At 32.8% G+C, this 22,364-nt stretch carries 19 protein-coding genes; 9 read left to right on the top strand and 10 right to left on the bottom strand.

Annotated features, from left to right (window positions below; all coding sequences use genetic code 11):
* Positions 1 to 203 precede the first annotated feature (203 nt).
* Positions 204 to 647, top strand: a complete 444-nt coding sequence (locus FND99_RS09010) for a hypothetical protein (RefSeq protein WP_144337638.1) — start codon at positions 204 to 206, stop codon at positions 645 to 647.
* A 4-nt stretch (positions 648 to 651) separates the two neighbouring features.
* On the opposite strand, the gene FND99_RS09005 is transcribed toward FND99_RS09010, so the two are convergent.
* The gene (locus FND99_RS09005) at positions 652 to 1,560 is read right to left on the bottom strand and encodes a GYDIA family GHMP kinase (protein ID WP_144337637.1); all 909 of its coding nucleotides are present in this window, start codon (positions 1,558 to 1,560) and stop codon (positions 652 to 654) included.
* A 99-nt stretch (positions 1,561 to 1,659) separates the two neighbouring features.
* A complete protein-coding gene (locus FND99_RS09000) occupies positions 1,660 to 2,973 on the bottom strand; it encodes a hydroxymethylglutaryl-CoA reductase, degradative (RefSeq protein WP_144337635.1) in 1,314 nt (437 codons plus the stop codon).
* A 180-nt stretch (positions 2,974 to 3,153) separates the two neighbouring features.
* On the opposite strand from FND99_RS09000, the gene FND99_RS08995 reads away from it, so the two are divergent.
* From FND99_RS08995 to FND99_RS08970, 6 genes are all read left to right on the top strand, one after another.
* Positions 3,154 to 5,325 (top strand): S9 family peptidase, encoded by a 2,172-nt coding sequence (locus tag FND99_RS08995; protein ID WP_144337634.1) that lies wholly within the window; start codon positions 3,154 to 3,156, stop codon positions 5,323 to 5,325.
* Positions 5,326 to 5,360: 35 nt separating this feature from the next.
* Positions 5,361 to 7,037, top strand: coding sequence for a peptide MFS transporter (locus tag FND99_RS08990; protein ID WP_144337717.1), 1,677 nt, complete (start codon positions 5,361 to 5,363; stop codon positions 7,035 to 7,037).
* A 1-nt stretch (position 7,038) separates the two neighbouring features.
* Positions 7,039 to 8,523 carry a peptide MFS transporter gene (locus FND99_RS08985; RefSeq protein ID WP_144337632.1) on the top strand — a complete coding sequence of 495 codons (1,485 nt, stop codon included), beginning with the start codon at positions 7,039 to 7,041 and terminating at the stop codon, positions 8,521 to 8,523.
* Between the two features lie 52 nt (positions 8,524 to 8,575).
* Complete coding sequence (locus FND99_RS08980) at positions 8,576 to 9,043, top strand: thioredoxin family protein (protein ID WP_144337631.1); 468 nt, start codon at positions 8,576 to 8,578, stop codon at positions 9,041 to 9,043.
* A 219-nt stretch (positions 9,044 to 9,262) separates the two neighbouring features.
* Positions 9,263 to 9,715 (top strand): thioredoxin domain-containing protein, encoded by a 453-nt coding sequence (locus FND99_RS08975; RefSeq protein ID WP_144337629.1) that lies wholly within the window; start codon positions 9,263 to 9,265, stop codon positions 9,713 to 9,715.
* 246 nt (positions 9,716 to 9,961) lie between these two features.
* Positions 9,962 to 10,411, top strand: coding sequence for a thioredoxin domain-containing protein (locus FND99_RS08970; protein ID WP_144337627.1), 450 nt, complete (start codon positions 9,962 to 9,964; stop codon positions 10,409 to 10,411).
* 163 nt (positions 10,412 to 10,574) lie between these two features.
* Here the strand turns inward: FND99_RS08970 and FND99_RS08965 are convergent, their stop codons facing one another.
* The 5 genes from FND99_RS08965 to surE form a co-directional block, all read right to left on the bottom strand.
* Positions 10,575 to 12,455: a ComEC/Rec2 family competence protein gene (locus FND99_RS08965; protein ID WP_246074198.1), complete on the bottom strand. Its 1,881-nt coding sequence runs from the start codon at positions 12,453 to 12,455 to the stop codon at positions 10,575 to 10,577.
* A gap of 45 nt (positions 12,456 to 12,500) precedes the next feature.
* Complete coding sequence (locus tag FND99_RS08960; protein ID WP_144337626.1) at positions 12,501 to 12,986, bottom strand: C40 family peptidase; 486 nt, start codon at positions 12,984 to 12,986, stop codon at positions 12,501 to 12,503.
* Positions 12,987 to 12,998: 12 nt separating this feature from the next.
* Entirely contained in the window at positions 12,999 to 14,117 is a 1,119-nt protein-coding gene (gene lpxB, locus FND99_RS08955; RefSeq protein ID WP_144337625.1) for a lipid-A-disaccharide synthase, read from the bottom strand.
* Between the two features lie 67 nt (positions 14,118 to 14,184).
* Complete coding sequence (locus tag FND99_RS08950; RefSeq protein ID WP_144337623.1) at positions 14,185 to 14,457, bottom strand: hypothetical protein; 273 nt, start codon at positions 14,455 to 14,457, stop codon at positions 14,185 to 14,187.
* A complete protein-coding gene (gene surE, locus FND99_RS08945; protein ID WP_144337622.1) occupies positions 14,450 to 15,229 on the bottom strand; it encodes a 5'/3'-nucleotidase SurE in 780 nt (259 codons plus the stop codon). Before surE ends, FND99_RS08950 begins: the two co-directional genes overlap by 8 nt.
* Before the next feature lie 215 nt (positions 15,230 to 15,444).
* On the opposite strand from surE, the gene FND99_RS08940 reads away from it, so the two are divergent.
* Positions 15,445 to 17,628 (top strand): carboxy terminal-processing peptidase, encoded by a 2,184-nt coding sequence (locus FND99_RS08940; RefSeq protein ID WP_144337621.1) that lies wholly within the window; start codon positions 15,445 to 15,447, stop codon positions 17,626 to 17,628.
* Positions 17,629 to 17,722: 94 nt separating this feature from the next.
* Positions 17,723 to 18,505, top strand: coding sequence for a DNA/RNA non-specific endonuclease (locus FND99_RS08935; RefSeq protein ID WP_144337620.1), 783 nt, complete (start codon positions 17,723 to 17,725; stop codon positions 18,503 to 18,505).
* Here the strand turns inward: FND99_RS08935 and rpe are convergent.
* The 3 genes from rpe to FND99_RS08920 all read right to left on the bottom strand — a co-directional run bounded on the left by rpe (position 18,482) and on the right by FND99_RS08920 (position 22,354).
* Positions 18,482 to 19,144, bottom strand: a complete 663-nt coding sequence (rpe, locus tag FND99_RS08930; protein WP_144337619.1) for a ribulose-phosphate 3-epimerase — start codon at positions 19,142 to 19,144, stop codon at positions 18,482 to 18,484. The genes FND99_RS08935 and rpe overlap by 24 nt on opposite strands.
* A gap of 371 nt (positions 19,145 to 19,515) precedes the next feature.
* Positions 19,516 to 20,379 carry a sigma-70 family RNA polymerase sigma factor gene (locus tag FND99_RS08925; RefSeq protein WP_007804760.1) on the bottom strand — a complete coding sequence of 288 codons (864 nt, stop codon included), beginning with the start codon at positions 20,377 to 20,379 and terminating at the stop codon, positions 19,516 to 19,518.
* Between the two features lie 232 nt (positions 20,380 to 20,611).
* Positions 20,612 to 22,354 carry a hypothetical protein gene (locus FND99_RS08920; RefSeq protein ID WP_144337618.1) on the bottom strand — a complete coding sequence of 581 codons (1,743 nt, stop codon included), beginning with the start codon at positions 22,352 to 22,354 and terminating at the stop codon, positions 20,612 to 20,614.
* Positions 22,355 to 22,364: the final 10 nt, after the last annotated feature.

The following is a 22,364-nucleotide window of genomic DNA, read 5'->3' as shown; positions in this document are numbered from 1 at the left end:
GTTTTTACGGTTTTGTAATACATATCTCGCTATTTTTTGCAAGTTATATAGGAATAATAGAAATATAATTTAAAAAATTTGGGTTATTAAAATTATTACAGTTAATTTGTTAGCGTTTTTATTTAAACAGAATAAATTTTATTTGTACGATTTTTAAAAATAGCAAGAGAAAATGAATCAGTATTTTAATAATCAGTTAGTTAATGTTTTTTGTGTTTAAGCTTTTTAAAAGAAAACCTAGGGTATATTCCAAAATTGAGAATCATATTTATGGGATTATTATAGAGCTTTTAAAAGTAAGCAGTACCGACATCAATGTTGATGAGCTTGGTGGTAAATACTACTTAAGCAACGAAGAACAGCATTTTAAGGTTACGATCTTAAGTAATGATTACGTCATCAGGTTGACGAACACTCGCGACTCTGTGGCTGAAAAATACGACAAGGTATTTGTTGAAGATGTTTTGAAAGCTGTAAAGGAGGAAAAACATCGCAGAATGGAACTTGTCTATGATTCTATCAATAATAGTATCGAAAAGATGGCTGAACGTCTCCATAATACACTTATTGAATCTAATGAATTAGAAAACCAAAAGGTTCGTCATCTGCAATCAGAACCTGTTGAGGATAAAAAAGTAAGTCTTTAATATTTTATAAAATCATTTCTTCATAAGTGAGAATGGTTTCATATCCTTTTGATTGAAAATACGATTTTGGATTATCTTTAGATAATACCATAACAAAATCGCCTCCCCATGCACCTAGACTTTTAATTGTGCCATCGAAATCAGAAAAAGCTTTTTCTTTTATCGTCTGAATCTCCAGAATATCACTTAAATGATTTTCGTGTCTTTCAATTGCGTTTGCAAATTCTTTTAAGGTTTTAGCATGTAAAATTGCATTCGTAATTTTATTGTTCTCGGCAACACTTTTTGATAAATTTTGATCCTTGTGTTTGTTGTAAGCGTGAATTGCGGCTTTACTGTTTTGCTTTTTATTCAAGTAAACAAAATAGATGTTTTTTGTAAAATCCGGATTAAAATCTACAGGCTCAACACTGTTGTTTTCTATTTTATAAAGAATAGGAGTGTCGTTTTGAGCGCAGGCAATATCATAGCCACTTCCGCCAAAACTGTTTTTCAGCAATGTAAAAGCGTTAATTTTTGTCCATTGCGCAATATTATTGATCAATGTTGATGAAGTTCCTAGTCCCCAGTTTCTTGGAAAAGTGAGGTTTGTCGTGATTTTATAGCCTTCTGAATTATTGATAAAATCTGGATTTAATAAATAAGCTTCGTGAAGAATTTTTATTAAAGTTGTTTTTACAGTTTCGATTTCAGAATTAGGATTGTTTATGACTTCGTCAAATGAAATGGTGTTTTCAAACCAAAGCGTGTTATCGTAATCATAACTTTTCCAGTCAATGATTTTGTCTTTTGCATTTTCGACAATTAGATTCTGTCCAAATTTAGTTGGCAAAGCAAAAGCATCTGCACCGTCTAAAACTAAATATTCTCCAGAGATGAATAATTTTCCGTTACTATAAAATGTTGTTGACATACGTGATTTTTTAGCCCCGATAGCAGTGGAAATCCTTTTGTGTCTCGTTTCTTTAACGAGGCACAAAAGATTGTAACGGATAGCGGGATTAGCTTCTAATTATTTTCTTAAATTTTCAATAAATTCAACTACTGCACTATGCGAAACTGCGGTTTTTTTGAAATGCGCTTTGATTAATTGACGCTCTTCGTTTGTAGCTTCGAACTGGTTGATAATATTATTAAGGTGCATTTTCATGTGTCCTTCCTGAATTCCGGTTGTTGTAAGTGATCGTAATGCAGCAAAATTTTGCGCAAGTCCGGCCACAGCCGTAATCTCCATTAATTCGGTTGCTGAAGGTTTTTGAAGAATTTCTAAACACAATTTTACCAACGGATGTAATGAAGTCAAACCGCCGACAGTTCCTAAAGCTAAAGGAATTTCCATCCAAAATGTAAAAATTCCGTTTTCGATTTTTGCATGAGATAAACTTGCGTATTGGCCGTTTCTTGACGCATAAGCGTGAACGCCGGCTTCGATTGCTCTAAAGTCATTTCCGGTTGCTAAAACTACGGCGTCAACTCCATTCATGATTCCTTTATTGTGCGTTACGGCTCTAAAAGGCTCCACTTCGGCAATTTGAACAGCTTGAACAAAACGTTCAGCAAATTCTTTTGGATTTGGAATATGTTTTTCTGCTAAATCTTCAATTGGGCAAGAAACTTCAGCTCTTACAAGGCAATGAGGGACATAATTAGATAAAATACTCATGATCACCTGAAGTGTATCATCTTCAGAAAATAAATCGGAGTTTTGGAATTCCTCTTTTAATGTTGAAGCAAATTGTTCCAGACAAGAATTGATGAAATTGGCTCCCATGCTGTCTTTGGTTTCAAAAGTAGCATGAAGCTGAAAATAATTTTCAAGTAAATTTCTTTTGTCTTTTAATTGAATGTCCAAGATTCCGCCGCCACGCTGTTGCATGTTTTTAGTGATGCTTTGCGTTTCAGAGAAAAATTTAGGTTTTATTTGGTCGAAAAAAGAATGTAGGTTTTCAGCATTTCCATTAAATGTAAAATGAACTTGGCCAATTTTTTCGGTATTGATTATAGTTGTTTTAAATCCGCCGCGTGTTGCCCAGAATTTTGCTGCTTTTGATGCTGCCGCAACAACAGAACTTTCTTCGATTGCCATTGGGATCGTTTTGTATTTCCCATTAATTAAAAAATTAGGAGCAACTCCAAGCGGAATATATAAATTGGTAATTGTGTTTTCGATAAATTCGTCATGCAGCTGTTGAAGCTTTTCGTCTGAATTCCAGTAATTTCTTATAATATTTAGAGCTTCTTCAGGAGTAGAAAAATATTCGTTTGCGATCCAGTTTATTTTTTCTTTTTTGGATAATTTAGAAAATCCGGCAACAGCGTTGTTCATTCTCAGTGTGTTAAATAATATTGTGCGCACAAAGATACTATTTTAAGAGTTTTGATTGCAATCTATTTAAGTTGTGAAAGTACGCAATCGTTATTTTTTTTAACATTTAACACTTAAAATGTGTATTATGTTTATTTTTTTTACTAAAATTGGGCTCTTTTTATATTTAAAATAATTATAATGAACACAAGTAAATTTACTGCAGTACTTTTATTTTTAACTGCGGTTGTTTTTGGACAGCAGAAAATAACTGTCGAAAACATTTTTGGAGGTACATTTCGTGCTAAAGGAATGGACCAGATGCAATCCTTAAAAAATACCAATCAATATACTGTTTTAAATGTCGATCAGGCAAGCAGAAGTATGCAGGTTGATTTATACGATTTTGCAACGCTAAAAAAAGTTTCAAATTTAATTGATACAAAGAATTTCAACGAGCTTGCAGAAGGAATTGATGCTTACACTTTTGATGCTTCTGAAAAAAAGATGCTGATTGCTTGTAATTCAAACAAGATTTTCCGCCACTCTTTTACTGCTGATTATTTTGTTTATGATATTGCAGGAAAAACGTTGACGAAATTGCTTGATTCTCAAATTCAGGAACCAACTTTCTCGCCTGACGGAACAAAAATTGCTTACGCAAAAGAAAACAACCTATATATATATGATGTTGCTTCAAAAAAATCGGTTGCGGTTACAACTGACGGTAAAAAGAATGCAGTTATAAATGGTATTACGGACTGGGTTTATGAAGAAGAATTTGCTTTTGTACGGGCATTTGACTGGAGTAAAGACAGTAAAAAATTAGCTTATATCCGTTTTGACGAAAGTCAGGTTCCGGAATTTTCAATGTCAATCTTCCACAAAGATTTATATCCAACAATTGAAACGTTCAAATATCCTAAAGCAGGAGAGAAAAATTCAGTAGTGTCATTACATATTTATGATGCTGCAGCAAACACTTCAAAAAAAGTTGATTTAGGAAACTACAATGACTTTTATATTGCAAGAATGCAATGGACAAATGACAATAATGTATTGTCTGCTCAAGTTTTAAACCGTCATCAAGATAATTTAGATTTATTGTTTATCGATGGAAATACAGCTGCTGCAAAAGTAGTTTTGAACGAAAAAGATAAAGCTTATGTTGATGTTACAGATAATTTGACTTTCCTTAAAGACAACAGTTTTCTCTGGACAAGCGAAAAAGACGGATTTAATCATATTTATGTTTATGATAAAACCGGAAAACTTAAAAATCAGGTTACAAAAGGAAACTGGGAAGTTACTTCATACTACGGTTTCGACGAAAAAACTAAAACTATTTTCTACCAATCTACAGAAAATGGTTCTATAAATAGAGCAGTTTACCGTATCTCATTAGACGGAAAAAACAAAGTTGCTTTAACAAATAAAGTAGGTACAAACAAAGCGACTTTCAGTCCAAATTTTCAATACTTTATTAATACGTATTCTAGCGCTTCTCAGCCAACGGTTTATACTTTAAATGATGCTAAAGCTGGAAAAGAAATTCAGGTTATAGAAAATAATCAAGCTCTTGCTGATAAATTAAAAGGATACAATATGCCTTCAAAAGAATTTTTTGTTTTAAAAACGGCAAAAGGAAATGAATTGAATGCATGGATTATGAAGCCAAAAGATTTTGATGCTTCAAAAAAATATCCAGTTTTCATGTATCAATATTCTGGTCCGGGATCGCAGCAGGTCGCAAATCAGTGGAACGCTTCTAACGATTATTGGTTCATGATGCTTACACAGCAAGGTTACATTGTGGCGTGTGTTGATGGAAGAGGAACAGGATATAAAGGTGCAGATTTCAAAAAAGTTACACAATTACAATTAGGTAAATACGAAGTTGAAGATCAAATTGATGCTGCAAAAGTAATTGGTTCTTATCCATATGTTGATGCTTCAAGAATTGGTATTTGGGGATGGAGCTACGGAGGATTTATGGCTTCTAACTGTATTTTCCAAGGAAATGATGTTTTCAAAATGGCAATTGCTGTTGCGCCAGTTACAAACTGGAGATTTTATGATAGTGTTTATACAGAAAGATACATGCAAACGCCACAGGAAAATCCAACTGGATATGATCAAAACTCTCCTATAAATCATGTTGATAAACTAAAAGGGAAATTTTTATTGATTCACGGTTCTGGTGATGACAATGTTCATGTTCAGAATTCAATGCAGATGATGGAAGCTTTGATTCAGTCAAACAAACAGTTTGATTCTCAAATTTATCCGGATAAAGACCACGGTATTTCTGGCGGAAACACAAGAATTCAGCTTTATAATAAAATGACTAACTTTATCAAAGCAAATTTATAATCTAAAAATATTAACCTTAAATAAGAATGAATAATATGGGAGAAACTAAAGTAAAAACTGCGCATCCAAAAGGACTTTGGGTATTGTTTGGGACGGAGATGTGGGAGCGATTCAATTTTTATGGAATGCGAGCTTTATTGACTTTATTTCTTGTGAACTCATTGTTGATGAAGGAAGAGGAAGCTTCATTAATTTATGGAGGTTTTCTTGGGCTTTGTTATTTAACTCCAATGTTAGGAGGTTTTGTTGCCGATCGTTTTTTAGGTAACAGAAATTGTATTTTATTAGGTGGGTTATTAATGGCAACAGGACAAATGTTGTTATTTACCAGCGGTAGTATTTTTGAAAGTAATTTGCCTTTGGCTAAAATTATTATGTACTCTGCTTTAGGAGTTATTGTTTTTGGTAATGGATTCTTCAAACCGAATATTTCTAGTATGGTGGGAAGCTTGTATCCAAAACAAGAAAAGACAAAATTAGATAGTGCTTTTACTATTTTCTATATGGGTATCAACATTGGAGCTTTTTTAGGACAGTCGATTTGTCCTTTATTGGGAGATGTTAAAGATGCTGGAGGAATTAGAGATATTCATGCTTTTAGATGGGGATTCATGGCGGCTTCTGTAGCAATGCTTTTGGGAACAATCCTTTTCTATTTCTTAAAAAATAAATATGTGGTTTCTCCTGAAGGAAGACCATTAGGAGGTTTGCCTTCTAAAAATGAAGCTTCAGACTTTGAAGAAGGTGAAGCGCAAAAAGCTAATTTTTCTACTAAAGCTTTAGTGGTTGCTGGACTTGCATTTATTGCATTAGGATTCTTTTTTCATTATGTAGTAGGTCAAAATTTGATTTATACTTTGATTTATTCTAGTGGATTGGCATTGGCTGGATTGATTATTTCAGATACTTCATTGACTAAAATTGAAAGAGACAGAATTATTGTAATTTACATTGTTTCGTTCTTTATTATTTTCTTCTGGGCGGCTTTTGAGCAAGCAGGTTCTTCATTGACTTTTATTGCAGATAATCAAACCGACAGACATTTCTTTGGTTTTCTGATGCCGCCATCAATGGTTCAAATTTTCAATGGATTATTTGTGGTTATAATGGCAGTACCATTTAGTGTACTATGGGATTTCTTAAGAGCTAGGGATAAAGAACCAATTTCTCCAGTAAAATTAGCTGCAGGATTAGTTATAATTTCAATAAGTTTCTTCATGATTGCGACTCAGGTTTCTTACATTGGAACATCTGGATTGTTATTAGTAAAATGGCTTATTTTATTATATTTTTTGAATACTTGTGCAGAGTTGTGTTTATCTCCAATTGGTTTATCATTGGTAGGTAAATTATCTCCAAAACGTTTTGCTTCATTGTTATATGGAGTGTTTTTCTTGTCAAATGCATCAGGATATGCATTAGGAGGAACTTTAGGTTCTATTTTGCCAGCAACAGGTGATAAATTTGCAAAGGCAAAAGAATTAGGAATTGATCTTCAAGCAGTTTTAGATAATAAAATTACGCCAACTGCTGAGCAATTAGCACTTTTAGATCAACACCAAATTAGTGCGCATAATCACTTTTTTGCAGGATTCGAAATTCATAATTTATATGAATTCTTCATGGTATTTGTTGTTCTTACTGGTATTGCTGCATTGATTTTATTTGCTTTGACGCCGTTCTTGAAAAAAATGATGCACGGTGTTAGATAATATGGAAAAGACAATTACATTAGAAGAAATTCAAAATTTTAAAGGCAAGTACCCAAAGCAATTGTGGTACTTGTTTTTGGTTGAAATGTGGGAGCGTTTTTGCTTCTACGGAATGAGAGGGGTTTTAGCAGTTTTCATGGTCGACCAATTAGGTTTGGTTGAAGGGAAAGCAAATCTTCAATATGGTGCTGTACAAGCATTTGTTTATGCTTTTACTTTTATTGGTGGAATTTTTGCCGATAAAGTTTTAGGTTTTAAAAAGTCACTTCTTTTTGGAGGAATAGTTATGATTTTGGGTAATTTACTGATTGCCGCAAATCCGCATGATTTCTTTTATTACGGAATAACACTTTCTATTATTGGAACTGGTTTTTTTAAGCCGAATGTTTCGTCAATGGTTGGTGAATTATATCATGAAGAAGATGGACGTCGTGACGCAGGTTACGGATTGTTTTATGCCGGAATCAATATTGGCGGAATGTTAGGAGGAGCAATTCCTATTTATTTAGGCAAAAACTATTCTTGGAGTTTGTGTTTCCTTTCTGCGGCAATTGTTATGGTTATTGGGGTTGTAACATTTCTTTTGACTAAAAAGTATCTTGCTCCAATAGGAAATTCTCCATTAGAAAAACAGACGCCGAAAAAACGTAGTCTTTATGAAATTGCAGTTTATGCGGGTTCTATAGTCGTAATTCCGCTTGTGTACATAATGGTTATAAACTCTGATTATACAGAATATTTTATGTATACAATTGGGGTTTTGGCATTAGTGTATTTTATATACGAATTGATAATGATCAAAGAGCGAAAGCAGCAGCTTAAGCTATTGGCGGCATTTGTCTTTATTTTTGCGTATTTTATGTTTATGGCTATTTCAGAACAATCTGGAGGGTCATTATCATTGTTTGCAAAAGACAATTTGTCTACTAAATTGTTGTTTTTTAACATTGATCCAAACGTTGTAAATAATAGTATAAACTCATTATATGTTATTATTTTTAGCCCATTAGTTGGGTTGTTGTGGATTTATTTGTCTAAACGAAAAGTCGAGCCTAATACGATTATTAAATTTAGTTTGTCGTTCCTTTTACTAGCGGCTGGATTCTTTATTTTTTATGCGGCAAGATTTTTTGTCAATAAAGACGGGCTAAGTTCTCTGGATGTCTTTGCTTTAGGATATCTTTTATACACACTTGGAGAATTATGTATTGGACCAATCGGAATGTCTGTAATTACTAAGCTTTCGCCAAAACGTTTGTTTGGTATGATGATGGGACTTTGGTTCTTGTCAAGCGCATTCGGACAATTTGCTGCTGGAAAATTAGGAGCTGAAATGTCAAATGCTAATACCGGAACAACCTTAATGTCTAAATTAATGGCTTATACTGATGGTTATTATCAATTAGCAATTTATGCGGTAATTGCCGCTGTTGCTTTGATAGTTGCTATGCCGTTGATGAAAAAATTAATGCAAGAAGTAAAATAGGACATGTTTTTCTGATTCCTTTTTTGTTTAAATTTGTGGAAAAATATAAAATATGAAAAAGTTTTATTTTATCGCTTTGTTTTTAATTGGAAGTTTTGCATCTCAAGCGCAGGAACTTAAATGGTACACTGATGTAAGAGAAGCAATCACGGTAAGTAATACGGTGCATAAACCAATGTTGATGTTTTTTACAGGAAGTGATTGGTGCGGTTGGTGTATTCGTTTGCAGAATGAAGTTTTGAAGACGCCTGAATTTAAAAAATGGGCGACTGATAATGTTGTTTTGGTAGAATTGGATTACCCGAGAAGAACACCTCAGACTCCAGAAATTAAAAATCAGAACAATGAATTACAGCAAGCATTTGGGATACAAGGTTTTCCAACAATCTTTTTTACAAGTGCTGAATCTAAAGATGGAAAAGTAAACTTTAAAGGTTTAGGGCAAACGGGTTATGTTGCCGGTGGGCCTTCAGCTTGGCTGACCGTTGCAGACGGAATTATAAATCCGAAGAAGTCTTAAGTTTTAAAATATAAAAAAAATAAAAGCTCCTTGTGCTCGTTGCATAAGGAGCGTTTTTTATTTAGTAGGAAAAGTTTTGAGTAGATTTTTTATATTATTGAGTATTTGATATTTTTTTGTTTGTAAAAAAACACATTATGTATTTTTTATCTTAAATAAATTGCATAATTAAAATATTATGTTAATTTCGTTTCACTAATCCAACCAAAACCAATGAATATGACCAAAAAATTACTTATCCTACTATTTTTTTTAGGTTCATTTTTTATGCAGGCGCAAAATCTCGTTTGGAGAACTAATATGACAGATGCAATTGCAATTAGTAATGAACAAAGAAAACCAATGTTAATTCTTTTCACTGCCTCAGGTGTACCAGAGAATCTTCAGAATGAAATATTTAAAACGCCAGATTTTGCTGTGTGGTCGCGCGACAATGTTGTTCTGGTAAAACTTGATCTGTCTGATAATTCAGCTTCAGACAGTGATAAAGAACAAAATCTCAGATTGAAAAATGCTTTTGGCGTTGAAGATTTACCACAGGTTTGTTTTGCCAGTGCATCGATCAGAAAAAACAAAACAACTTTTAGTGCTCTAGGAAAAATATCCTATAAACCTGGAGGAGCAAAAGCATGGATTGCTGAATCAAATGGAATTTTGCATCCAAGCGAATAAGAATTAGCTAATTTTTTCGTTAAATATCCCCTTTTTATGAATGTAAAAAGGGGATATTTTTTAAATTGAGATGAAAAGTTTAAAAATTTCAGGAGCATTTTTTTGCAATTTTTTATTTATTTAACTTTTTATTAGCAATTTCGATTTTCTTACTTTTTTTTGCGATTTTTTGTTTAACGATGTGGTATTTCGTCGGATATTATAGTACTTTAGTCGAAATTAACCTACTTCAAACCCCAAATAATTATGACAAAAAAAGTACTGACACTGCTCGTGTTTTTAGGTTCGTTTTGCCTCCATTCGCAAGGATTGGTGTGGAAAACTTCAATGACTGATGCTGTTGCAGCAAGTATGGAACAGAAAAGACCGCTATTTATATTTTTTACAATTGCGGGCGCTCCAACAAGACTCCAAAATGAAATTTTTAATACGCCAGATTTTGTGGTGTGGGCTCGTGACAATGTTGTTTTGGTAAGATTAGATTTATCAGACACAACAATATCTGATGCCGAAAAAGAACAAAACGTTAGTTTGAAGAATGCACTTGGTGTAGTAGAATTGCCGCAGGCTTGTTTAACCTTAGCTTCTGTTCGAAAAACTAAAACAACTTTTAATTTGCTTGGCAGGCTTCCTTACAAACCCGTTACTGCAAAAGCATGGATTTCTGAAGCTAATATTATGATGAATCCAGAATAACAAAATTTTTATTTTAACTGATAATATCCCTTTTCGGCTGTGGCATGAAAAGGGATGTTTTTTTTACTGCAAGTGCTTTTCCAAATTTTTTGAATTGAGTTAGAATTTGAAGCATCAGCGATGATTATTGTTGGTTGAATTTCCGCGAGCACTCGATCTAAATTTATTTTTGGGATTGTACCAATATTAAAATGTCTGGTTGAATCTTTTGGTCATAAATAGCAGAACTGTCTATGATAAAGATTTTTTTGCCATTATAAAAAAGCAAATTTTTAGTTTGACTGATGGATTTTATTTTACCAAAAGTTCCTGTCAAATATGAATTTAAAACTTTGGTTTTAGAGTCGATCGAAAAATGTTTATCATTGGTATAAAGTGCAATATTTTTTCCGTTTCGAATTGTAATCACTGTTTTTTTCTTCAAATTATAAATGGTCAATTCTTGCTGTGTTTGTGTTTCTTTTTTGGTATAAATAAAAGAAATCTGAACCATGATTATAGCTAGCAATAATGCAATTAATTTGTTGAAAGCAGGTTTTTTAAGCCAAATAATTGCTGTGAATATCAAAAGATAAAAAGTAAGAAGAAAGTAAAAATTAAAGCTGATGTCCAGAATTACAAATGATTTGACAGAAGCGATAGCATGAATAATTTCGTTTAAAATATAAATGCTTTTTTCTAGAATTTTAGTCAAGAAAAGTGGAGGAGAATCAAATGCTGCATAAACCATTACAATAATTCCGGCAATCATCACAAAGGCTAAAACAGGAATGATAACAATATTTGTAATGAAAAACAGTCCAGGGAATTGATGAAAATAATACAGACATAATGGAAAGGCGCCTATTTGAGCGGCGAATGAAACCGTCAGCGCATCCCAGATATAAGCCGCAATCTTATTTTTTGGTACCCATATTTTTTTTAATAATGGCTGTAGCCAAAGAATGAAAAACAGCGCAATATAACTTAACTGAAAACCTGCATCGAAAAGAAAATAAGGTTCAAAAAGCAAAATCAACAACATTGAAACTAAAAGAGTGTGGTAAATATTTCCTGTTCGGCGGAGATGATTTCCAATGGTGAGAAATGAAAACATTACAACAGAACGCAATACAGAAGGAGATAATCCTGAAATTATAGCAAAAAAGCCAAGAGCCGTCAAAACCGAAATTAATTTTATGAAAGATCCTTTTCTCGTGTTTGGAATTGGTTTTAAAAGAAAATTTATCAAAAGCATTATAAAACCGACATGGAGTCCCGAAACAGATAAGATATGTGTCGCGCCAGAATATTGATAATCCTGAATGATGTCTGGCGAAATTTCTTGTTGTTGGCCTAAAATTAGAGCAAGCGCAACATTCATTTCGTCGGCATTAAAATGTGAGTTTTCTAGATTATGAATAATGCGCTGATGAAGACCATCTGAATAATACCAGATATCTTTTTGAATGGTTTTATTGAACTGAATTTGAGGTCTTGAAATGTAAATTTGAGCATAAATCTGTCGGTCAGATAAGTATTTGGCATAATCAAACTGACTGGGATTTTTGTTCGATTTATTTGCCTGTAAAGTAGTTTTGGTTCTAATTATATTGCCGATAATGAGAGAATTATTAGTACTGTCTTTTGCAATATTGACAATAATTTTTCCAGAATAGACTTTATCATCGATTTGCTTTACTAGCGCTGTATAACGATCACTGTATGAATTGCTTTTGAGCTTTTCATGTAAAGTAAATGTTATTTGTGACGGAATTTCAAATGCTTTCTGGCAATGTATGTAATTTGATTTTTGGAGCGAATCTGTATGTACGAGTAGCGTAATTCCTCCAAAGAAAAAGGCTATAAAATACGTGCTTAAACCGAAAAATGGTATAAGAGTTTTATGTTGTTTGCTTAAAAAATATAAAATCAAAAATGCAGTTGTGCCGAAAATTATTGCAGTAATTGCAACAAGCGCTGAAATTTGTATGTGATAAAAAAACAAGATTCCGGCAAGAAACCAAACGGTAATTTTAATCAAAGGAAAATCTAATACTTTCATGATTTAAAAGTATTAAAATTTTGTAAGAAAAAGAATATAAATTAATTATTCTACAACTCGATTGATTTGAGCAAAAGAATTTTGGTAATAAGGCTCTTTTGTCGACGAAATAATAACGCCTTTTGAAGTAGATGAGTGGATGAATTTTATCTCGTTTGAATTGATTTCTGTAATTAGTCCAACATGGTTTATCTGCCTGCTTTTGTTGGTTTTAAAGAAAATCAAATCGCCTTTTTGAGCATCTTTTATTGGAATTACAGTTCCAATTTGCGATTGCTCAAAAGAACTTCTTGGCAATTTAATATTTTCAGATTCAAAAGTAGTAAAAACCAATCCCGAGCAGTCAAAACCATTTTTTGTAGTACCGCCAGCTTTATATTTTACGCCAATATTTTCTGTGGCAGTTTCAATTAAATGATTTACAAGGGATTTGTTTTCTCGTTTTGTCTCCTTTTTGCTAACTGTGCTTGAAGAAGATTTACAAGATGTAAACGTGATTGCTAAAAGAATTAAAACAATTATTTTTTTCAAAATCAAAAAGTTTTAAGCTTGCTTTAAATCGGCTACGATAAGTTTTGCTGTTTTTTTGCTAGCGCCCACACCGCCAAGTTTTTGTTCCAGAATATCGTAGTTTTTCAATAGTTTTTCGCGATAAACAGGTTCTAACAATTTTTTTAGCTCTTCTTTAATGCGTTTTGTGTTGCAGTCGTTCTGAATCAATTCGGTTACAACTTCTTGATCCATAATTAAATTGACAAGTGAAATGTATTTTAAAGTGATAATTCGTTTTGCAATTTGATATGAAATTTCGCTTCCTTTATAGCACACCACTTCTGGAACTTTAAAAAGCGCAGTTTCTAGAGTTGCCGTTCCTGAAGTTACAAGAGCAGCAGTTGAAGAACGCAACAAATCGTAAGTTCTGTTAGAAACAAATGCGATATTTTTATTTTTTATAAACTGCTGATAAAATTCGTAATCCTGACTCGGCGCGCCAGCAATTACAAATTCATAATCCTGAAAATCATCAACAACGCTCAACATTACGCTTAGCATTTTTGTGATTTCCTGTTTGCGGCTTCCGGGTAAAACAGCTATAATTGGTTTTTCGCCCAATTGATTTTCTTTTCTAAATGTTGCTTCATCAAATGCAGGCTGATTTTGGATCGCATCAATTAACGGATGCCCGACAAAATCAACTGGAAAATGATGTTTGTCTTCGTAGAAGCTTTTTTCAAACGGAAGAATCACAAACATCTTGTCGACATCTTGCTTGATAGCTGTGATTCTGTTTTCTTTCCAAGCCCAAATTTGTGGCGAAATATAATAGTGTGTTCTGTAATTTAATGCTTTTGCCCATTTTGCAATACGCATATTGAAACCTGGATAATCAATAAAAATTATTACATCTGGCTTGAATTCAGAAATGTCTTTTTTGCAGATTTTAATATTGTTCAATATCGTTTTTAGGTTAAAAACGACTTCAACAAATCCCATAAAAGCTAGGTCACGATAGTGTTTTACTAAAGTTCCGCCCGCTTTTTGCATTAAATCGCCTCCCCAAAATCTGATTTCAGCCTGCGGATCTTCTTCGTACAAAGCTTTCATTAAGTTTGAACCGTGTAAATCTCCAGAAGCTTCGCCAGCTATGATGTAATATTTCATATTGAGTTTTTTAAAAGTGCGCCGAATTTTAGAAACGCAGCATTTTTTTGCAGAACAAAGATAAGATTTAAATAAATAAAGTTGAAATTGCTAAAACAATCACAGCAAAAACAACACCTCTCGCCATTAATTCTTTATTTTTTTTCAAAAGAAATAAGAATAGAATAAGATCCAAAACGGTTCCTAAAGTAATTACTTTTCCTAAATATCCATATTGTTTTATGGTTTGAAGGCCGTTTGAAAGATCAAAAGAGGTAAATAATTTTATGAAAAGATAACTTCCTATAAGCGAAGTGATAATTCCGATTATAAAACCAAAAAGCATGTCTAATTTACTCATTTAATTTCCAAGTATTAAGTTGTTGCATTGAATGATGAGCCGTTAAATCAAACTGAACCGGAACAACGGAAATATAACCGTTTTCAAGCGCCCATTCGTCAGTATCTTCGCCTTTGTCTTCGTTTGTAAATTTTCCGGTAAGCCAGTAATAATCTTTCCCGAAAGGAGTTTGTCGTTTGTCAAATTTTTGGGCATAGTACGCTTTCGCTTGACGACAAATTTTTATTCCTTTGATTTCGTTTTCTTTTAATTTCGGAAAATTTACATTTAAAACGACGCCGGCAGGTAATTTATTGGCAAGCGTTTCAAGCGCTATTTTTTTTACGAATGATTTTATTGGCTCGAAATCGGCGTTCCAATCAAAGTCTAAAAGAGAAAATCCGATTGCTTGAATTCCTTCAATTCCGGCTTCAACAGCTGCGCTCATTGTTCCCGAATAAATCACATTTATAGATGAATTTGAACCGTGATTAATACCAGAAACACAAAGATCTGGCTTTCTTTTTAAAATTTCATTTACACCCAATTTTACACAATCGACAGGAGTTCCAGAACAACTATATTCTGTAACTGTATCACCATCTTTCGAAATTTTATCTAGAAATAAAGTATTATTTATCGTTATGGCGTGTCCCATGGCGCTTTGAGGTTTGTCTGGAGCAACCACAACAACATCTCCAATGGTTTCCATTACACTAATCAAAGCCCTGATTCCAGGAGCCAGAATTCCGTCGTCATTAGTTACTAATATTAAAGGCTTTTCGTCTTTCATGCGGTCGCAGGATTTTTTTTGTTTTGTCAAAATTAAGGCTTCTTTAGGCAAATGTAGCAACAGATTTTGGTAGAATACTAACAAATAAATAAAAATTGTAAACTAAATCTTAAAGGACTTTTCAACAACAAACATTTTTATATCTTTAACAAAAAATTATAGTGGGCTTGGCTTTGTTGGCACAGTTTTTACCGTAACTTAGATTAAAAAATTTGATGAATGCTATTATTAAGTTTATGAAAAGAAATTATAAAATACTTATAGCCGTATTATGCTTGTCTGTTACCTTGTTTGCCTTTAAGATAAATGCAGATAAGTCTGAAGATCCGGATCCAAATAGAGACAAAACACTTTTAGAATTGCTTGCTTTTGTTATTGAAAAAGGACACTATAGTCCGGCTGAAATCAACGATGAATTTTCGAAAGGTATTTTTAAAGATTATATAGATGCACTAGATCCTTCAAAAAGGTTTTTCCTGCAGTCTGATATTGACGAATTCAAGCAGTATGAATTACAGCTTGATGACCAGTTTTTAAACAAAGATCTTACGTTTTTTAATCTTACTTACACAAGATTGATGAAGCGTATGGAAGAAAGCAAAAAACGCTACAAAACAATTTTGGCACAGCCTTTCAACTACAATGTTGATGAGACTTTTAATGCTGATTATGAGCATATTCCTTATGCAAAAAATACTGCGGAAATTAATGAAAGATGGAGAAAACAAATTAAATTGTCGACGCTTTCTTCATTGGTTACAAAACAAAAATTGGAAGAAGATAAAAAGAAAGCAGATCCTAATTATAAAGAAAAATCTTTTGAAGCTTTAGAGAAAGAAACTCGTGAAAGTTCTTTAAAATCTCTAGATGATAATTTCAGTTTGATTAAAGATTTGAATAAAGAAGATTGGTTTTCTGTTTATGTAAACTCAATCATGACTCGTTTTGATCCTCATACAAGTTATTTTGCACCTGAAGAAAAAGATCGTTTTGATGTAAATATCAGTGGAAAATTAGAAGGTATTGGAGCGCGTTTGACTAAGAAAAATGATTTTACTCAAATTGATGAGTTGATTTCTGGAGGTCCGGCATGGAAAGGAAAACAACTTGAAGCAGGTGACATGATTTTGAAAGTGGCACAAGGAAACGAAGAGCCAGTTGATGTTGTTGGAATGCGTCTTGATGATGTCGTGAAAAAAATCAAAGGCCACAAAGGAACAGAAGTAAAACTAACAGTTAAAAAAGTTGACGGAACTATTAAAGTAATTTCAATTATTAGAGATGTTGTTGAAATTGAAGAAACATATGCTAAATCTAGTATTGTTGAAAGAAACGGCTTGAAATACGGAGTTATTTATTTGCCTAAATTCTACATTGATTTTGAAAATAAAGATGGACGCGATGCTGGAAAAGATATTGCTCTTGAAGTAGAAAGATTGAAAAAAGAAGATGTAAATGGTATTGTGTTGGACGTTCGTGATGATGGTGGTGGATCTCTTTCAACAGTTGTTGACATTGCAGGTTTGTTTATTGAAGAAGGGCCAATTGTACAGGTAAAATCTGCTGGTAAAAAGAAAGAAGTTTTATACGATAAAGATAAAAAAATCGAGTGGGACGGACCATTAGTAATTATGGTTAACAGTTTCTCAGCTTCGGCTTCAGAGATTTTGGCGGCTGCAATTCAGGATTACAAACGTGGAGTTATCATTGGAAGTAAACAAACTTACGGAAAAGGAACTGTACAAAATGTTCTTGATTTGAATCAGTTTGTGCGTAATGCAAATTATGGCGACCTTGGTGCTTTGAAAATTACGGGACAAAAATTCTATAGAATCAATGGAGGTTCTACGCAATTAGAAGGTGTTCATAGTGATGTTGTGATGCCAGATCGTTATGCTTACTTAAAAATGGGTGAGCGTGATATTGACAACGCAATGCCTTGGGATAAAATTGATCCGGCTGATTACAGCACTTGGACTTCTAACGAAAAATTTACTCAGGCGATTAATAACAGCCGAAACAGAATTGCAAATAACGATCAATTCAAGTTGATTGAGGACAATGCAAAATGGATTGATCTTAAAAATAAAGAGAATACATATAGTTTAAATATCAAAAACTTTAAAGCAACTCAGGAACAAGTTGAAAATGAAGGTAAAAAATACAAACCAATTGCGGATTATAAAAACAATCTGGTTTTTAAATCATTGCCTTATGAAGAACTTGAAATGAATAATGATGCTACATTAAAAGAAAAGAGAGAGGCTTGGCACCAAGCATTAGCTAAAGATGTTTATGTGGAAGAAGCTTTGAATGTTTTAGATGATTTGCAGACTAAAAGTCTTGTAAAAAATACAGTTACTCCTAAAATGAAAAAGGATAAACTGGTAAAATCTTAGTTCGATAAAGAATTAATTTGTTATTAAAATGCTCCATAGATATATTATTTATGGAGCATTTTTTTGTAAGTTTATTACCTGATAAAAATAAAAGATGAAGAAATATATTGTTTTGAGTTTAATTGGTTTTGTATTGTTTTCTTGTAAAAATGAGAATTCAAAAAGGGAAGATCTGGGAACAGAAAAAACTTCTTCTTTTGCTTCAACTCAAAATAGTACAGATTCTTTGTACACAATTTCATATTTGCCAACTTCAACTACTGGGCAAATTGTGAAGCACAAATATTATACACTTTCTTATAATGAAAAATTCGAGCAGGCTGAATGGGTGGCGTATGAACTAAAAAAGGAATATTTGAAAAATGGAGATTATAAGCGTCCGTATTTTATTGAAGATCCAAAGGTAACAACCGGTTCTGCCGACTGGAGAAACTATAAAAAGTCAGGATATGATAAAGGGCATCTTTGCCCGGCTCGTGATATGGAGTTTAATGAAAGTGCTTATAATGATACTTTTTATACGTCTAATATTTCACCTCAAGACCATGATTTTAATAGTGGTATTTGGAATAGAATAGAACAAAAAACACGTTACTGGGCAGGGAAATACAATGACATTTATATTGTAACGGGTGGAATTTTGAAAGATTCAGATAAAAAAATAGGGACAGAAAATGTTGCTGTCCCTCAATATTTTTATAAAATTATCGTCGCTAAATCAGGAAAAGAACATAAAGCAATTGCTTTTTTGGTTCCGAATGAATTCAGCTATAAGTCAATTTATGATTTCGTTGTTCCAATTGAAACTGTTGAAAAAATGACTGGAATTGATTTCTTCCCAAATTTGAAAAACTTAAAAAGCAGTAAGGACTTTTAATTCTTCAATAGTGTGAGTTGGGTTTTCCGCTTTAAAAACAAAGCTTCCTGCGACTAAAACATCAGCTCCGGCTTCTACAAGCTGTTTTGCATTTTTGCTTGTAACACCACCATCAATTTCAATTAATGTCGAAGCGTTTTTTCGTGTAATTAAAGCTTTTAGTTTTTGAACTTTAGCATATGTGTTTTCGATAAACGATTGTCCGCCAAAACCTGGATTCACACTCATTACCAACACCAAATCAATATCGTTTATCACATCTTCTAATAAATCAACGTTTGTATGCGGATTTATTGCAACTCCAGCTTTCATGCCTTCTGCCTTAATGGCTTGCAAAGTCCTGTGCAAATGAGTGCAGGCTTCGTAATGAACCGTTAATCCATTTGCTCCTAAATCAGCAAAAGTTTTAATATATCTATCAGGATCAATTATCATTAAATGTACATCAATATATTTTTTTGCATGTTTTGAAATCGCTTCTAAAACCGGCATCCCGAAAGAAATATTCGGAACAAAAACTCCATCCATAATATCGATATGAAACCAATCGGCCTGACTGTTGTTGATCATTTCTATATCGCGCTGTAGATTTGCAAAATCGGCAGCAAGAACGGAAGGAGCAATAAGTGTATTTTTCATTGTTTAGTTGTGTGTTGTTTTTTTACAAAGATAAATTTTTTATGAGTTGCAGTGAAATTTAACCGCAAAGCACGCGAAGATTTATGAAAAGTTTGTTATTTATGGAAATATGCTCGCAAAGTCGCAGAGTCGCAAAGTTTATTATTCTTTGCGACTCTGCGACTTTGCGAGATTCTTTAAAAAACCTTTGTGTGTTTTGCGGTTAAATTTCAAAAATGTAAAATAAAAAACTCCGGTAATCAGCCGGAGTTTCAATCATCAATCAAAAAACGAACAGTCAATCAAACTGTTGTTTACGTTACAAAGGTTTCATGTTTAATTTTTCAAGTTACAAAAACAACCTGAAACTTTAAACCTGAAACAAATATTGTTTATCCTAAATAAGTTTTAAGGATTTTACTTCTAGAAGTATGTTTCAATCTGCGGATTGCTTTTTCTTTAATCTGACGAACACGCTCACGAGTTAAGTCGAAAGTTTCTCCAATTTCCTCAAGAGTCATTGGGTGTTGATCGCCAAGACCAAAATACAAACGAACTACATCAGCCTCTCTTGGAGTTAATGTTTCTAATGAACGCTCGATTTCAGTGCGTAATGATTCGTGAATTAATTCTCTGTCTGGGTTTGGAGATTCACCAGAACGTAAAACGTCATAAAGGTTAGAATCTTCACCTTCAACAAGAGGTGCATCCATAGATAAGTGACGTCCAGAGTTTTTCATAGACTCTTTTACGTCATTTACAGTCATGTCAAGTTCTTTTGCAATTTCTTCAGCAGAAGGCGGACGCTCATTAGATTGCTCTAATAATGCATACATTTTGTTGATTTTATTGATAGAACCAATTTTGTTTAATGGTAAACGAACGATACGTGATTGTTCTGCTAATGCTTGAAGGATCGATTGACGAATCCACCATACTGCATAAGAGATAAATTTAAATCCACGAGTTTCATCAAAACGTTGTGCGGCTTTGATAAGACCTAAGTTTCCTTCGTTAATTAAGTCAGGAAGAGTTAATCCTTGATTTTGATATTGTTTAGCCACAGATACTACGAAACGTAGGTTGGCTTTTGTTAATTTTTCTAATGCTCTTTGATCACCCGCCTTAATTCTTTGTGCTAATTCTACCTCTTCATCAGCGGTAATTAGGTCAACTTTTCCGATTTCTTGTAGATATTTATCTAACGATGCAGTTTCACGATTAGTTACCTGCTTGGTGATTTTAAGTTGTCTCATGTTTTTGCCTCCTCTATTTTTAAAGTGTACAAATGGTTATACGTATGATGTATCAAAAAAGTTACAACTAAATGAAAAATATTTTAAAATATTTAAATTTAATTTCGTTTTGGATGAAAAGTATTTAGTTTTTGTATTTTAATTTGTTTGTTTTCAAATGAATATCAAAATAAAAACCTTTGTTCCAAAATGTGAGAACAAAGGTTTGTAAAGTCAAAAAACGAAAGTTTTTTTAATTTGTTTTAAGATCTTTTACTTCAAAAGTTTCTTTTAATGATACAGGAGAACCATCTTTTGTAAAACCTTCTAGATCGATTTCATATACGCCAAGCACATCAGATGTAAAAAAAGAAATGCTGTTTTCTACGTTTTCAAGCTTCAAATCTGGTTCCCAAAGCAATAAATGTCTGTAATCTGGAATTCTGTCGTATTTACTTTTATCGGTGTAATCTTGTTTGAAATACGTTATTTTTTCCTGTGGTCGCTGAATTTCTGTTTTCAAATAATAACTTCCTTTTTCTTTGCTTTCATAATCATTGTTTTTTGTAGTAAAACTTATGATGCCATTGAAAGCTGTTGGGCCATATAGATAAACTCCAGGAACAATACTTATTTTATAGACATTTTCCATTTTATAGTCTTTCAACTCGTTAGTATTTTGAATTAATAATCCATCAACAAGAACTAAAGCGGGTTCTGCAAAAAATTTCAAATCATAATTAATGTCTCTCACACCCAAAGTGAAATTGTTATTGTCCTCACGATAATAAACTTCTTTTAATATCTCGGTAACCGTTTCCTTGAGAGTTGGAAATTTAGTATAATCTGCAAGAACATATTCCTTTTCTGCAGGATGATAGAATGGTATGGCTTTTTTAACCGCTTTTATACTGTCTCTCTTGTGTGTATAATAGATATTTTCAATTTGATTGGCGACTGACCTTTGTTCGATGCTATTTTTATAATCTGAAGTAAGATTCAAATCATCAAGAGGTTTTATTTCAGACAAGCTATATTTTTTGTCTTTATTAATTTCGATATTAAAATCAGCTCTGTTGCTTTCTAAAACCTGAATCGCAACATTTGGATAATTTGGTAATTTGTCTAAAATGAAATTGAATTTTCCTCGTATATCTGTTTTGACAATTTTAAAAGAAAAATCGATGCCAGGAACTGAAAGTGCAATGTTTTTGCCTGCAACTTCCTTTGGATTTTTGTTGTTGATGATAGTGCCCGATACAAGCTCTCCTCTAAGTTCTGGTAAAAATTGCAAACTGTCATTCAAAGTGCTTTTTACGTTTGATTTTGCGAATTCAAAAGCATCTTTTTGTTTTAGTGACGGTAAATTATCTGCTCTTTTGATTGCTATTGAAAAACTTCCTCCAGCAGATTTAAGTGCTTTTAAAGATTTTATTTTTACCTGAATTTGATCTCTTGTTGAAGCCGTTTTTTTGTTCAATTCTAATGAAAAAAGTTCGTTTTTTGCATTGTTTACTGAATTAGATTCTGTGATTTGTGCATCATTCTTTTGGGGCTCATTTTTCTTACCGACAATGCTGTTTTTAGCAATTACATAAGGATTAATAATTACCAATTCAACTTCTGATATTTTATGTTCCTTTTTGTTTAACATCCAATTCGTATAAGCAATCAGTTTATAAGTGCCTGTATTTACTGTTGTAGGAATAAAAAAATCGCCTTGTCCGTTGCCATTTTCCAGATAAATTTTATTGGTAAGGACATTTTGGTTTTGGCTGTCAAGAAGTTCTACATGAGCAATTTTGCTTATAAGACTAAATGTATTGTCAGATGGATTTAAGCAATAGAACTTGCAATGCAGTGTTTCTCCAGCAATTAAAGTTGTGTTGCTTAAATGAATGAAAAGACTTTCATCATTAGATTTACTAATGGTTATGTTTTTCTGTAATAAATTATTTTGCCCAATAATTGCAGGTCCAATTATGAGCATTATCAAGCCGATTATT

The organism is Flavobacterium daemonense, assembly GCF_007341385.1.
GTDB lineage: Bacteria > Bacteroidota > Bacteroidia > Flavobacteriales > Flavobacteriaceae > Flavobacterium > Flavobacterium daemonense.
This window is presented reverse-complemented; position numbering and strand designations above follow the sequence as displayed.

Bases quoted from the DNA above. Each gene is read 5' to 3' on its own strand.
- FND99_RS08925 (WP_007804760.1), bottom strand. From the start codon at position 20,379: ATGAGACAACTTAAAATCACCAAGCAGGTAACTAATCGTGAAACTGCA.
- surE (WP_144337622.1), bottom strand. From the start codon at position 15,229: ATGAAAGACGAAAAGCCTTTAATATTAGTAACTAATGACGACGGAATT.
- FND99_RS08985 (WP_144337632.1), top strand. From the start codon at position 7,039: ATGGAAAAGACAATTACATTAGAAGAAATTCAAAATTTTAAAGGCAAG.
- FND99_RS08980 (WP_144337631.1), top strand. From the start codon at position 8,576: ATGAAAAAGTTTTATTTTATCGCTTTGTTTTTAATTGGAAGTTTTGCA.
- FND99_RS09000 (WP_144337635.1), bottom strand. From the start codon at position 2,973: ATGAACAACGCTGTTGCCGGATTTTCTAAATTATCCAAAAAAGAAAAA.
- FND99_RS08990 (WP_144337717.1), top strand. From the start codon at position 5,361: ATGGGAGAAACTAAAGTAAAAACTGCGCATCCAAAAGGACTTTGGGTA.
- FND99_RS08950 (WP_144337623.1), bottom strand. From the start codon at position 14,457: ATGAGTAAATTAGACATGCTTTTTGGTTTTATAATCGGAATTATCACT.
- FND99_RS08965 (WP_246074198.1), bottom strand. From the start codon at position 12,455: ATGAAAGTATTAGATTTTCCTTTGATTAAAATTACCGTTTGGTTTCTT.
- lpxB (WP_144337625.1), bottom strand. From the start codon at position 14,117: ATGAAATATTACATCATAGCTGGCGAAGCTTCTGGAGATTTACACGGT.
- FND99_RS08995 (WP_144337634.1), top strand. From the start codon at position 3,154: ATGAACACAAGTAAATTTACTGCAGTACTTTTATTTTTAACTGCGGTT.
- FND99_RS08970 (WP_144337627.1), top strand. From the start codon at position 9,962: ATGACAAAAAAAGTACTGACACTGCTCGTGTTTTTAGGTTCGTTTTGC.
- rpe (WP_144337619.1), bottom strand. From the start codon at position 19,144: ATGAAAAATACACTTATTGCTCCTTCCGTTCTTGCTGCCGATTTTGCA.
- FND99_RS09010 (WP_144337638.1), top strand. From the start codon at position 204: ATGTTTTTTGTGTTTAAGCTTTTTAAAAGAAAACCTAGGGTATATTCC.
- FND99_RS08940 (WP_144337621.1), top strand. From the start codon at position 15,445: ATGAATGCTATTATTAAGTTTATGAAAAGAAATTATAAAATACTTATA.
- FND99_RS08975 (WP_144337629.1), top strand. From the start codon at position 9,263: ATGACCAAAAAATTACTTATCCTACTATTTTTTTTAGGTTCATTTTTT.
- FND99_RS08935 (WP_144337620.1), top strand. From the start codon at position 17,723: ATGAAGAAATATATTGTTTTGAGTTTAATTGGTTTTGTATTGTTTTCT.
- FND99_RS09005 (WP_144337637.1), bottom strand. From the start codon at position 1,560: ATGTCAACAACATTTTATAGTAACGGAAAATTATTCATCTCTGGAGAA.